The organism is Ancylobacter sp. GW821-FHT10E12 (genome assembly GCF_058809335.1).
Genome location: NZ_JBXASN010000011.1, coordinates 38,104 through 50,591, shown reverse-complemented (window position 1 = coordinate 50,591; position 12,488 = coordinate 38,104). Strand labels below are relative to the sequence as shown.

Annotated in this window: 14 protein-coding genes; 7 read left to right on the top strand and 7 right to left on the bottom strand. The window is 68.8% G+C overall.

Annotated features, from left to right (window positions below; translation table 11 throughout):
- Positions 1-389: 389 nt before the first annotated feature.
- Positions 390-773 carry a transposase gene (locus AC1RU4_RS16020; RefSeq protein WP_492892105.1) on the top strand — a complete coding sequence of 128 codons (384 nt, stop codon included), beginning with the start codon at positions 390-392 and terminating at the stop codon, positions 771-773.
- A 181-nt stretch (positions 774-954) separates the two neighbouring features.
- Here AC1RU4_RS16020 and AC1RU4_RS16015 read toward each other — a convergent pair whose 3' ends face one another.
- Positions 955-3,279, bottom strand: a complete 2,325-nt coding sequence (locus AC1RU4_RS16015; RefSeq protein WP_492892103.1) for a Tex family protein — start codon at positions 3,277-3,279, stop codon at positions 955-957.
- 312 nt (positions 3,280-3,591) lie between these two features.
- Between AC1RU4_RS16015 and serA the strand changes: the two genes are divergently transcribed.
- On the top strand, positions 3,592-4,860 hold the full coding sequence (gene serA / locus AC1RU4_RS16010) for a phosphoglycerate dehydrogenase (RefSeq protein WP_492892102.1): 1,269 nt from the start codon (positions 3,592-3,594) through the stop codon (positions 4,858-4,860).
- 21 nt (positions 4,861-4,881) lie between these two features.
- Here the strand turns inward: serA and AC1RU4_RS16005 are convergent, their stop codons facing one another.
- Positions 4,882-5,802 carry a LysR family transcriptional regulator gene (locus tag AC1RU4_RS16005; RefSeq protein WP_492892236.1) on the bottom strand — a complete coding sequence of 307 codons (921 nt, stop codon included), beginning with the start codon at positions 5,800-5,802 and terminating at the stop codon, positions 4,882-4,884.
- A 97-nt stretch (positions 5,803-5,899) separates the two neighbouring features.
- On the opposite strand from AC1RU4_RS16005, the gene AC1RU4_RS16000 reads away from it, so the two are divergent.
- The 5 genes from AC1RU4_RS16000 (at position 5,900) to AC1RU4_RS15980 (ending at position 8,682) form a co-directional block, all read left to right on the top strand.
- Positions 5,900-6,691, top strand: a complete 792-nt coding sequence (locus tag AC1RU4_RS16000) for an SDR family NAD(P)-dependent oxidoreductase (RefSeq protein ID WP_492892101.1) — start codon at positions 5,900-5,902, stop codon at positions 6,689-6,691.
- Between the two features lie 13 nt (positions 6,692-6,704).
- On the top strand, positions 6,705-7,004 hold the full coding sequence (locus AC1RU4_RS15995; RefSeq protein ID WP_492892100.1) for a putative quinol monooxygenase: 300 nt from the start codon (positions 6,705-6,707) through the stop codon (positions 7,002-7,004).
- Positions 6,994-7,158 carry a hypothetical protein gene (locus tag AC1RU4_RS15990; protein ID WP_492892243.1) on the top strand — a complete coding sequence of 55 codons (165 nt, stop codon included), beginning with the start codon at positions 6,994-6,996 and terminating at the stop codon, positions 7,156-7,158. The genes AC1RU4_RS15995 and AC1RU4_RS15990 overlap by 11 nt, the downstream gene beginning before the upstream one ends.
- Positions 7,159-7,233: 75 nt before the next feature.
- A complete protein-coding gene (locus tag AC1RU4_RS15985) occupies positions 7,234-7,947 on the top strand; it encodes a spermidine synthase (RefSeq protein ID WP_492892099.1) in 714 nt (237 codons plus the stop codon).
- Between the two features lie 30 nt (positions 7,948-7,977).
- Positions 7,978-8,682 (top strand): DUF2161 domain-containing phosphodiesterase, encoded by a 705-nt coding sequence (locus AC1RU4_RS15980; protein ID WP_492892235.1) that lies wholly within the window; start codon positions 7,978-7,980, stop codon positions 8,680-8,682.
- A gap of 136 nt (positions 8,683-8,818) precedes the next feature.
- Here the strand turns inward: AC1RU4_RS15980 and AC1RU4_RS15975 are convergent, their stop codons facing one another.
- Genes AC1RU4_RS15975 through AC1RU4_RS15955 form a run of 5 tightly spaced genes read right to left on the bottom strand, consistent with a single transcriptional unit; the run spans position 8,819 to position 12,328 of the window.
- Positions 8,819-10,075, bottom strand: a complete 1,257-nt coding sequence (locus tag AC1RU4_RS15975) for an RNA polymerase sigma factor (protein WP_492892098.1) — start codon at positions 10,073-10,075, stop codon at positions 8,819-8,821.
- On the bottom strand, positions 10,072-10,443 hold the full coding sequence (locus AC1RU4_RS15970) for a YciI family protein (RefSeq protein ID WP_492892096.1): 372 nt from the start codon (positions 10,441-10,443) through the stop codon (positions 10,072-10,074). Before AC1RU4_RS15970 ends, AC1RU4_RS15975 begins: the two co-directional genes overlap by 4 nt.
- A gap of 27 nt (positions 10,444-10,470) precedes the next feature.
- A complete protein-coding gene (locus AC1RU4_RS15965; RefSeq protein ID WP_492892095.1) occupies positions 10,471-10,791 on the bottom strand; it encodes a ubiquitin family protein in 321 nt (106 codons plus the stop codon).
- 22 nt (positions 10,792-10,813) lie between these two features.
- Positions 10,814-11,899 carry a WD40/YVTN/BNR-like repeat-containing protein gene (locus AC1RU4_RS15960; protein ID WP_492892094.1) on the bottom strand — a complete coding sequence of 362 codons (1,086 nt, stop codon included), beginning with the start codon at positions 11,897-11,899 and terminating at the stop codon, positions 10,814-10,816.
- Positions 11,900-11,911: 12 nt separating this feature from the next.
- Positions 11,912-12,328: a VOC family protein gene (locus tag AC1RU4_RS15955; RefSeq protein WP_492892093.1), complete on the bottom strand. Its 417-nt coding sequence runs from the start codon at positions 12,326-12,328 to the stop codon at positions 11,912-11,914.
- Between the last annotated feature and the right edge of the window lie 160 nt (positions 12,329-12,488).

The following is a 12,488-nucleotide window of genomic DNA, read 5'->3' as shown; positions in this document are numbered from 1 at the left end:
CTCATGTTCGGAGATGTCCTGAATTCTGTTGAGCGAGGCCTCGCGCGCAACTTCATATAATGTTCAGCCCTGCCCAAAGGCGCGCCAACCGGCGGCCTCGCCGGGGCATTCTGGCAGGATTGCCATCGGCGCACGTGCCGCCACCGCGGTCGCCGCCGGACCAGGGGGCGACCTGTCCCGTCGCAGCGGGTGCAAACGCTGCCTTCCCGGCGAGGTAACCGCATCGAAATTAACTCATTCCTCGCGAAGAGGGATGGTCTATGGTACTGCTCATATTAATCGCACGCTTAAACGATGTGCGGCTGGCGGCCGCCGCATGTCGGCCGAGCGCCAGCGGGGATCATCCCCATAACGGAACGCGACCGTCGACGATCCCGGAGCACGATCCGATGCGGCATTCGCAGTTCACCGACAGCGAGATCATCCACCTCATCCGCGAAGCCGATGCCGGGGTGCCGGTCGGCGAGATCTGTCGCACCGCGCAGGTGTCGCTGCGCACCTTCTACCGCTGGCGGCGGCGCTTCGGCGGGCTGAGCGCGCCGGCCGTCATGCAGATGAAGGAGCTGGAAGCCGAGAATCGCCGGTTGCGGGCGCTGGTCAGCAACCTGTCCGAGCGCCTGCACACGCCGCCGGGCGAGCTGCCGCATCTGCCCGACCGCACGGCGGCGCGTGGCGGCGTTCCCCTGCCGCCCGGACGCGCCTCGGCGCTGGCCGCCGAGCGCTGCGGCGGCTCGGTCGTCGGCCGCTTCGCCTCGGTGCGCGTCTCCCGCTGAACCGGCACGGCAGCGGCGGCGGATCGCGCCGCCGACTATCCGCCATGAAGACCGGCGCCGCGCGGCATGGGCCGACGCCTGCCGAAACGACGGCAAATCAATACATCGGAAATTGATGATTAGCCGGCACATAAACGGGCTTCCGCCGTCCTCCGCGCGCCGACGCCGTCCGCTCCCGCTCTCACCGCTTTTTGAGCGCATCCATCAGGGCGGCGCCGAGCGCGCCCTGGGGCTCCCGCGGCGCAGGCTTGGACGGGGCGCCGCGGCCAGTCGCGGCCTTGTCGGCGAGGCCGCGACTGTCACGCTCCGGCGGGTCCTTGTCCTTCGAAGCGCTGGCCCCGGCATCGCGCCGCATCGAAAGCCCGATGCGCTTGCGCTTGAGGTCGACCTCCAGCACCCGCACCTTCACCACGTCGCCGACCTTCACCACCTCATGCGCGTCCTTCACGAAGCGGTCGGCCAGCTGCGACACGTGCACGAGCCCGTCCTGGTGGACGCCGATATCGACGAAGGCGCCGAAGGCGGCGACGTTCGTCACCGTGCCCTCCAGCTCCATGCCGGGCTTGAGATGCTTGATGTCGTCTATGTCCTCGGCAAAGGTCGCGGTGCGGAAGGCCGGACGCGGATCGCGGCCGGGCTTGTCCAGCTCGGCGATGATGTCCCGCACCGTCGGCAGGCCGAAGCGTTCGTCGACGAACGCGCGGGGGTCCAGCGCACCGAGGACCGAGCTGTCGCCCATCAGCACCCGCAGGTCCCGCCCGCAGGCGGCGACGATCTTGCGGGCGATGCCATAAGCCTCCGGGTGCACCGCGGAAGCGTCGAGCGGCTCGCTTCCGTCGCGAATGCGCAGGAAGCCGGCGCATTGCTCGAAGGTGCGCGGGCCGAGCCGGGCGACGTCGAGCAGCTGGCGCCGATTGGCAAAACGGCCATTGGCGTCGCGATGCGCGACGATGGCTTCGGCGAGCGAGGTGCCGAGGCCCGACACCCGCGCCAGCAGCGAGGCGGAGGCGGTGTTGAGGTCGACGCCGACCGCGTTCACCGCATCCTCGACCACGGCGTCGAGCGCGCGCGCCAGGTAATACTGGTCGACATCGTGCTGGTACTGGCCGACGCCGATCGATTTCGGCTCGATCTTCACCAGCTCGGCAAGCGGGTCCTGCAGGCGGCGGGCGATGGAGACCGCGCCGCGCAGCGACACGTCGAGGCCCGGAAATTCCAGGGCCGCCGCCTCGGAGGCCGAATAGACCGAGGCGCCCGCCTCGGAGACGACGACCTTGAGCGGCCGGGGCGGCGGCATGTCGGCCAGCATCTCGGCGACCAGCTTCTCCGTCTCGCGCCCGCCGGTGCCGTTGCCGATGGCGACCAGCTCGACGCCGTGCTTGCGGATCAGATCGGCAAGCTCGGCCTGCGTGCCGCGAACGTCGTTGCGGGGCGGAAACGGATAGACGGTCGTGGTCGCCGCCAGCTTGCCGGTGCCGTCGACCACCGCCACCTTGACGCCGGTACGGATGCCGGGATCGAGCCCCATGGTCGGCCGGGAGCCGGCCGGCGCGGCAAGCAGCAGGTCCTTGAGGTTGCGGGCGAAAACGTTGATCGCCTCGGTATCCGCCTTCAGCCGCAGCTCGGTCATCAGGTCGAGCGACAAATGGAGCGACAGCTTCACCCGCCAGGTCCAGCCGGCGACCTCCATCAGCCAGACGTCGCCCGGCAGCCGTTCGCCGATCGCATAGGCCTCGGCGATCAGGCGTATCACCGGCTTCACCGGCCGCGGATCGTCCGCGTCGACCTCGATCTCCAGCGTCAGCACGTCCTCATTGCGCCCGCGCAGCATGGCCAGCGCCCGGTGGCTCGGCACGTTCGCCCACCGCTCCACATGGTCGAAATAGTCGGAGAACTTGGCGCCCGCCTCCTCCTTCCCCGCGACCGCGCGCGAGCGCAGATTGGCCCGCCCCTGGAGATAGGCGCGCAGCCGGCCGAGCAGGTCGGCATTCTGCGCGAACTGCTCGGAGAGGATGTCGCGCGCGCCTTCGAGGGCGCTCTTCACGTCGGGCACGTCGTCGGAGATGAAGGCCCGCGCGCGCTCGGCCGGCGCCAGGACGCGATCCGCCAGGATCGCCTCGGCGAGCGCACCGAGGCCGCGCTCGCGGGCAATGTCGGCCTTGTTGCGGCGCTTGGGCTTGTAGGGGAGGTAGATGTCCTCCAGCTCGGCCTTGGTCGCGGCGCCAAGGATCGCCGCGTCCAGCTCCGGCGTGAGCTTGTCCTGCTGGCGGATGGATTCGAGGATCGTGCTCCGCCTCGCCTCCAGCTCGCGCAGATAGACCAGCCGGTCGCCGAGCAGCCGCAGCTGTGTATCGTCGAGACCGCCGGTGGCCTCCTTGCGATAGCGCGCGATGAAGGGAACCGTCGCGCCCTCGTCGAGCAGGGCGATGGCCGCGACGGCCTGCCGGGGCTGCGCGCCGATCTCGACGGCAATGCGCGCGGCGATGGAGGAGATGTCGGCTGTCATGCGGCACACGGAATCGCTTGAGGAGGGGCGACCATAGTCACCTGCGCCGGCGAACGCCACGCACAAGCCGCCGGTGAGCGGATGGCGGCGCCTCGATTGCCGGCCGGCGACCGGCCCGCCTCCGTCAAGGCAGGGTTGCGCGGCGCGCCGGGCAACGGGTTCCCCGTCTAGACGACAGCCGCAAAAGGGATAAGTTCCCGCCCGCCCGAGGATCGACCCCAAGGGCGGATGATCCGCTGCGCCAAGCCGAACCCTGCTTCCCGCCACGGTCTTCCACGCTTCGCTCATTCATCGCCGAAGGACGCCGGGATCGTGCACGATCGTCATTCTCACTCGCCGCAACTCTCGCTGGCCAAGGACAAGATCCGGGTGCTGCTTCTCGAAGGCGTCAATGACAGCGCCGTGGAAATGATGACCGCCGCGGGCTATTCCAACGTGACGCGCCTGCCCAAGGCCCTCGACGGCGAAGCGCTGAAGGACGCCATCAAGGGGGTGCACCTTCTCGGCATCCGCTCGCGCACGCATATCACCGCGGATGTCCTCGAGGCGGCGGACCGGCTGATCGCCATCGGCTGCTTCAGCGTCGGCACCAACCAGGTGGATATCGATGCCTGCCGCGTCCACGGCATTCCCGTCTTCAACGCGCCGTTCTCCAACACGCGAAGCGTGGCGGAGCTGGTGATCGGCGAGATCGTCGTGCTGCTGCGGCGCATCCTGACGCGGTCCAATGCGGCGCATGAAGGCCGCTGGGACAAGTCGGCGAGCAACAGCCACGAGGTCCGCGGCAAGACCCTCGGCATCATCGGCTACGGCAATATCGGCTCGCAGCTGTCGAACCTTGCCGAAGCCATGGGCATGCGGGTCATCTTCTACGACCACACCGACAAGCTGCGGCACGGCAATACCGAATCGACCGCAAGTCTGCACGAGCTGCTGGCGCTGAGCGACGTCGTGACCCTGCACGTGCCGGAAACCGCGGCCACGCACGGGATGATCGGCCGCGAGGAAATCGCGGCGATGAAGCACGGCGCCTATTTCATCAATAACAGCCGCGGCACGGTGGTCGACCTGGACGCGCTTGCCGACGCCCTGCGCGAGGGCAGGCTTCGGGGCGCGGCGATCGACGTCTTTCCGGTCGAGCCCGGCTCCAACAATGACCGCTTCGTCTCGCCGCTGCAGGGGCTGGAGAACGTCATCCTGACCCCGCATATCGGCGGGTCGACCGAAGAGGCGCAGGAGCGCATCGGCGCCGAGGTGGCGCGCAAGCTGGTAGATTACAGCGATAACGGCTCCACCATGGGCGCGGTCAATTTCCCGCAGGTGCAATTGCCGGCGCGCCCGCTGGGCACGCGGTTCATCCAGGTTCAGCGCAACCTGCCGGGCATGCTCGGCCGGCTGAACGAAGTGCTGGCGCGCCACCACGTCAACATTGCCGCGCAATATTACGAGACCCATGCCGATATCGGCTATGTGGTGCTCGACGCCGACGCGTCGGCGGCCGACAGCCAGCGCGTCCTCGCCGACATACGCGCGCTGGAGGGAACGATCCGCGCCCGCCTGCTCTACGAATACAAGATCTGAGCCGGCACCGACCTCTCGCCGCTAGGAAGCCGCCTGCAGCGGCGAGGGTCCTTTCAGCGTCTCCATCATGTGCTCGATGAAAGCGCGGACCCGGTGCGGCACCGGGCCGCCGCCGACATAGATCGCGTGGATCATTTCAAGGTCGCCGGGATTGCACTCCTCCAGCAGGGGCACGAGCCTTCCGGCGGCGATATCGGCCGCGACGTGAAACAGCCCCAGCCGCGCGATGCCGGCGCCGGCGAGCACCATCTGCTTCATCGTCTCGCCATTGTTCACCACAAGGCTTCCCGTGACCGGCTGTTCGACCTCCCGACCGTTCCGGCGGAAGGGCCATGACGGTCGTGCACGGCGAAAGTTGAAGGTCACGCAATCGTGACGTTCGAGGTCGGCCGGCGTTTCGGGCCTCCCCTTGCGTTCCAGATAGAGGGGGGAGGCGCAGACGACGCGCCGGCTCTGTCCAAGCTTGCGGGCGATGAGGCCGCTGTCGGGCAGGTTTCCCATGCGAATGGCGACATCGGTCTTTTGCGCCACCAGATCGACAATGCCGTCGGTAAAGCTCAGATCGACGACGAGATGCGGATTGCGCGCGATGAAGGCCGGCATGGCCGGCGCGACGAACATGGTTCCGAACGGGATGGTGGCGCTGACGCGCAGCCGTCCGCGTACCGCGCCGCCGGCGACTTCCTGATCGGCGTCGTTCAGATCCTGCAGGATCCGAAGGGCGGCATGGTGATAGGCCTCGCCTTCCTCGGTCAGCGTCAACGCCCGCGTCGTGCGCACCAGAAGACGTGCACCAAGCCTGGTTTCCAGGCGCGCGATCAGCTTGCTGACGGCTGACGGCGTGAGGTCGAGGCTGCGCGCCGCGGCGGAAAAGCCGCCTTCCTGCACGACCCGCGCGAACACCTCCATCTCCCCCGACCGTTCCATCGGAATGCGTGGCACTGATGAACTCCATTCACAGCTGCATGTACCAATATGGAAATAGTTCTTCGCGTCCTCAAGCCATAGCCTGTGTCCAGCTTCAATCTGGATCTGCGCCATGGACCTGCAACTGAACGACAAGACGGCACTCGTCACCGGCGCCACCGCCGGCATCGGGCTCGAAATCGCCCGCACCCTCGCTTCCGAGGGGGCCGGCGTCATCATTACCGGCCGCGACCGGGCGAGGCTCGACCGCGCGATCGCCGACCTCGCCGCGTCCGGCGGCGCCGATATTCGCGGCATCCTGGCCGATGCCGCCACCGCCGAAGGCGCCGCCGCGATCACGGAAGCCGCGCCCGCGGTCGACATCCTCGTCAACAATCTCGGCATTTATGAAAGCAAGGCCTTCGGCGACATCTCCGATGCCGACTGGGCGCACCTCTTCGAGGTCAACGTGATGAGCGGCGTGCGCCTGTCCCGAGCCTATCTGCCCGGCATGCTGGAGCGGAACCGCGGCCGGATCATCTTCATCTCCAGCGAATCCGGCCTCGCCATTCCGCAGGACATGATCCACTACGCGACCACCAAGACGGCGCAGCTCTCGGTCTCGCGCGGCCTCGCGCAACTGACGCGCGGCACCGGCGTCACGGTCAATTCCGTGCTGCCGGGGCCGACGCGTTCGGAAGGCATCGAGGCGTTCCTGCGCAGCCAGGCGAGCGATCCGTCCGCTCCCATCAGTGAGATCGAGGCCGAATTCTTCGCCACGGCCCGTTCGGCGTCGATCCTGCAGCGCATGGTGGAAGCGGAAGAGGTCGCGAGCCTCGTCACCTATCTCGCCAGCCCGCGTTCATCCGCTACCAACGGCGCCGCCCTGCGCGCCGAGGGCGGCCTCGTCAACACCATTGCCTGAGAGAGACTGCCCGATGTCGAAGCCCCTTACCATCATCGCCATCACCACCGCCAAGCCCGGCAAGGAGGCCGCCCTCGGTGCCGCCCAGGAACAGCTGGTCGCCGAGACGCTCCAGGAGGACGGCTGCCTGCGCTACGAGCTGCACCAGTCGCTCGACGACGGCCGCGTCCGCATCTTCGTCGAAAGCTGGGAAAGCGAAGCCCAGTGGCGCGCCCACATGGAAGGCGCCGCCATGCAGCGGTTTCTGGCCAGCGGCGCCGGCGACTGTTTCGCCGATTTCGCCCTGCATCGCCTGACCAGGGTTGCGGGCTGAAACGGGCGCGTCGCTCGAGCAGACCGACGCGCGGTTCGGCCAGGCCGAGGCGCGGTTCTCCGAGCATCTCGTCACGGATCGGGAGCTGATCACCGGCCAGAATCCGGCCTCGGCACCCGCTGTCGCCCGGGCGCTGGTCAAGCGCCTGCAGTGAATCCTCGCCGCAGGTCTTGTTCTGTCCCATGAAAGGGCGGTACGCGACACGCATCGTCGCCCGATGGGTTGCCCCATGATTCCCTGGTCCCTGCTGGATACCGCGAAAGTGCCCGATGGGTTCGGCGACCTCCGCCTGATGAAGCGGGGCGACGAATTCTCCATCATGTCCGGCGCCACGGAGCTGATGAACAGCCGCCTCAGCGGATCCGAAAAGGCGCTGGCCACGCTCGTCTGCGAGCGGCTCGGCCAGCGCCCGAAGCCGCGGCTGCTCATCGGCGGACTTGGCATGGGCTTCACGCTGCGCGCGGCGCTGGCCGAACTCGGGACCGATGCGGAGATCGTGGTCGCGGAACTGGTGCCGGCGGTCATCGCCTGGGCGCGCGGGCCGATGGCGGGGATTTTCGGGACCAGCCTCACCGATCCGCGCGTCAGCCTGTTCGAGGGCGACGTCGGTCCCCTGATACGCGCCGACCGGAGCGGCTACGACGCGATCCTGCTGGATGTCGACAACGGTCCGGGAGGGCTGACCCGCGCCGCCAATGACGGCCTCTACGACACAAATGGCCTTGCCGCCGCCCGCGCGGCGCTGCGCCCCAGCGGCGTGCTGGCGGTATGGTCGTCGGCGCCGGACCGGGATTTCACCCTCCGCCTTCGCAGGGCGGGGTTTGCAGTGGATGAGGTCAGGGTGCGCGCGAACGGCAAAGGCGGCGGCGCGCGGCACGTCATCTGGATCGCCGTCAGGCCGACCGACGATGCCAGGCTCGCCGCGGCCCGCCCGCGGATGTGACGACCACCGCCGACCCTTGGAGAATCCATCCTGGAGACGTCGCTTTACCTGCCGGTCAAACGGTTCCTCGAAGGCCTCGGCTTCGCCGTCAAGGGAGAGATCGGCGGCTGTGACCTGCTTGCGCTCTCCGGGGACGGAACACCGCTCGTCGTCATCGGCGAGATGAAGCTCAGCTTCAATCTGGAGCTGGTCCTTCAAGCCGTCGATCGCGCGAGCGCCTGCGACGAGGTCTGGCTGGCGGCGCGCGCCTCGCTTCGCGGGAATGGCCGCGAAAGCGACGCGCGCTTTCGCAATCTCTGCCGCCGGCTGGGATTCGGCATGCTCTCGGTCTCGCAGTCCGGCGAGGTGACGATCATCGTCAGCCCGGCCTCGCAGATGCCGCGCAAGGACCCCCGCCGCCGGTCGCGGCTGGTGGAGGAGCACCGGCGCCGGCTGGGCGACCCGGCCGTGGGCGGCGGTTCGCGCGCGCCCATCATGACCGCCTACCGCCAGCAGGCACTGACCATCGCCGCGGCGATGGCGCTGGAGCCGAGGCGCCCGCGCGACCTGCGCGCGGGCGCGCCGGATGCCGGGAAAATCCTGCTGGACAACGTCTATGGCTGGTTCGCCCGTACCGAGCGCGGCGTCTACGCCCTTACGCCGGCCGGGCGGGAGGCATTGGCGCGCTGGCCGCAGCGGCCGCCGGAGCCCGAAGCCTCCGCCGGTCCCGATGATCCCCCGGCTTCGACCGCGTGAGCGCGCCGACGACCCGCTCCCGTCGTCTGCAAGCGGCGCCCCATGGCGGCGCCCGGACCGTATCGATGAACGATCGCCGCCGCCATCTCCCGGCGGGCTGGGCGCCTCGCGGCTCGATCTGTCCTGCCGCGCGCCCTTACTTCAGCACATCGAGATGCATGCGGATATGGGCGGCCTCCGCCGCCGTGGTGGCGAGGCCGATCGCGGTCATGAAGCCTTCGCGCGCCTCGCTCGTTCGCCCGAGCTGCATCAGCAGCGCGCCGCGCAGGCCGTGATAGTGGAAATAGCCGGAGAGCCGGTCGCCGAGCGGCTCCACCATGGCGAGCGCCGCCTCCGGCCCGCGCAGCTTCGAGATCGCCACCGCCCGGTTCAGCGTCACCACCGGCGAGGGCTGCATGATCTCCAGCGTGCCGTAGAGCAGGTCGATCTGCACCCAGTCGGTATCCTCGGGCGTTGCAGCCCGCGCATGCAGCGCCGCGATCGCCGCCTGCACCTGGTAGGGTCCCGGCCGGCGGTGGCGCATCGCCTTGTCGAGCAGGGCGAGTCCTTCGGCGATCATCGGCCCGTTCCAGAGCCCGCGGTCCTGGCGGTCGAGCAGGATCACCGCGCCGTCGCCGTCGAAGCGGGTGCCGGCGCGGGCATGCTGGAGCAGCATGAGCGCGGCAAGACCCATGATCTCGGGCTCGGCCGGGAACAGGCGCAGCAGCAGCCGCGCGAGGCGGATCGCCTCCTCGCACAGCGGCTCGCGCGCGGCGGAGGTGTCGCCGGCCGCGGAATAGCCCTCGTTGAAGAGGAGATAGATCATGGCGGCGACAATGCCGAGCCGCTCCGAGCGCTCCACCGCGCCGGGTGCCTCGAACGGCACGCCGGCGTCGCCTAGCTGGGCCTTCGCCACGCGCGCCTTCGCCCTCGTGATGCGCTGCTCCATCGCCGCCTCGGTCACGAGGAAGGCGCGCGCGATCTGTCTGACCGAGAGCCCGGAGACGATGCGCAGCGCGAGCGCGATCTGCTGCGTCGTCGGCAGGTCCGGGTGGCAGCAGATGAACAGCAGCCGCAGCACGTCGTCGCGATAATGCGATCCGTCCATGCGCTCGGCCATCTCGGCCTCGGCGTCTTCGATGTCGGAGAATGCCTCCTCGGGCGGCAGTTCGGTCTGCTTCGCGCGGCGTTTCACCGTATCCAGCGCGACATTGCGGCCGACGAAGACGAGCCAGGCGGCGGCATCACGCGGCGGGCCGTTCTGCGGCCAGGTCCTGAGCGCCCGGAGGCAGGCTTCCTGGAACGCCTCCTCGGCGAGATCGAGGTCGCGGAAATAGCGCAGCAGCGCGGCCAGCGCCTGGGGACGCGCGGCGGCGAGAGTGGTGCCGATCCAGCGCGCCTCCTCGTCCGTCATGGCGTGAGGCTGCCGGGCAGAAAGAGACGGATGGGACGCACCTCATAGGCCCCGCCGGGATTGGCGCGGGCGAGTTCGCGGGCGACGCCCAGCGCCTCGTCGAGATCGGCGCAATCGATGGTGTAGAAGCCGAGCAACTGTTCCTTGGTCTCGGCGAACGGACCGTCGAGCACCAAGGGCGGATCCTGGTCCTTGCGCAGCGTGGTGGCGGCTGTGGTCGGCAACAGGCGCGCCGCGGGGCCGAGCTTGCCGGCCTTGGCCAGCTTGTCGTGGACCACGGCGAGCCGTGCCATCACCGCGTCGTCCTCCTCCTTGGTCCAGGCGCAGACGACGTCTTCCTGATGGTAGCAGAGCAGGGCGTAGAACATGTGTGGCCTTTCGGAATCCTGGCAGGATCAGCCGCCGCTGATCGCGGTGAGCACAAAGACGTCCGCGCCCGGGGCGAGCGGCGTCGAGAGACCCGCGCGTCGCCCGTCGACGAACACGTTGATATGCCGCCGGATCGCCGGCGTCTCGTCGCAGATGCGCTCGCGCATGCCGGGCCAGAGCGCATCGAGCGCCCCCACCATCTCCTCGACGCTGCGGGCGACGAGCGAGACGCGCCGCTCGGCGCCGGGGAACAGCACGACGAGATGCGGCGGCAGCCGCACCAGCACGGGGGCTCGCCCCGGCATCCCCGCCTCGTCCGGCTTCTCCTGCAGCGCCTCCTCGCTCATCGCAGCCTCCTCGGCAGTCCCCTCACCGCTCGACGACCAGCGTCTCGACCGAGGTGATGGTCGGCAGATGCGGGGCGACGCATTCCCAGGTCTCGCCCTCGTCGATACTGGCATAGAGGCCGCCGGCATTGGTGCCGAAATACACCCCGGCCGGCTCCATCGTATCGGTGGCCATCGCCTGGCGCAGCACGTTGAAATAGGCGCCGCCCTGCGGCAGCCCCTCGCGCTTGGCCTGCCAGCTTTGCCCGGCATCGCGGGTGCGCCACACCGCGGTGTTGCCCTCCGGCATGAAGCGGCCCTTGATGTCGCCGTTCAGCGGGATGAGGTAGAGGCAATCCCGATCGCGCGGATGCGCCGCGGCGGGAAAGCCGAAGGAGGACGGCAGGCCGGCCTCGATGCTCTCCCACCGCCGGCCGCCATCGTCCGAGCGGTACATGCCGCAATGGTTCTGCTGGTAGAGCCGCTCGCCGCCGCCCGGCGCCATGACGAGGCAATGCACGCACTGGCCGAACTCGGGATAGTTCTGCCCCTCGGGCAGGTAGTCGGCGCGGGTGCCGCGATTGCGGGTCTCCCAGGTGACGCCGCCATCCTCGGTGGCGAACACACCGGCGGCCGAGATACCGACCCAGATCCTGTTCTCGTCGGCAGGGTCGAGCGCCAGCGAGTGCAGGATCAGCCCGGCGCCGCCGGGATTCCATTCCGGCCGCGTCGGATGCTTCTGCAGGCCCTCGACATGGGTCCAGCTTTCGCCGCCATCCTCGCTGCGGAACAGTCCGGCCGGCTCGACGCCGGCATAGAGACCGCCGTCCTCGGTGGCGGCGAGGCTCCAGACCGCCTTCACCGGCGCCTGACCGGCCTCATAGGCGATGCCCTGGCTCGAATGGGTCCAGCTAGCGCCGAAATCGGTCGATTTCCACACGGCCGGGCCGAACCATTCATTGCCGCCGCCGGCATAGATGGTGCCGCTCGCCGGATCGGCGACGACGTGGTTGGTCGGCCAGGTCTCGCAGAACGGGCCCCGCACCTCCCAGGAGCGGCGCGCGGCGTCGCTCTCGAGGATGAAGGCGCCCTTGCGGGTACCGACCAGGATGAAGACCTGCTTCGCCATGACACCCTCCCGTCACATGGTGGAGACGATGACCATCCAGGACACGCCGAAACGGTCGGTCAGCGTGCCGAAGCTCGGCGAGAAGAAGGTTCTGGCCAGCGGCATGGTCACCTGGCCGCCTTCGGAGAGGGCCGCGAACGTCGCCTCGGCCTCCTCCGGGGACTTGACCGAGAGCGCCAGCGAGATGCCGTTGAACCCGGCCTCGTCGGACTGGCAGCCATCGGAGGCCATCAGCTCGGCATCGCCGACCTTGAAGCTGGAATGCATGATCTTGTCGCCCCAGCCGTCCGGGATCATGCCGGGCGGCGGCGGCTCGGGCGCTTCCTTGAAGCGCATCAGCATGGTGACTTCGGCGCCGATCGCCTTCTTGTAGAAGTCGATGGCCTCTTCGGCGCGGCCGTTGAACATCAGATAAGCCTGCACGTTCATCGCTTTTCGCTCCCTTGGCCGAGCCCCTTGCCCCGGCGCCGCGGCCAAGTGAGCCGGCGCCGATGACACGAGGACGAACGGCGAAAGGCTAGACCGACATCGCGGCGGAAATTTTTCTTGAGGCCTCCTGCGATCTTCATCCGCGCCCATGCGCAAATCG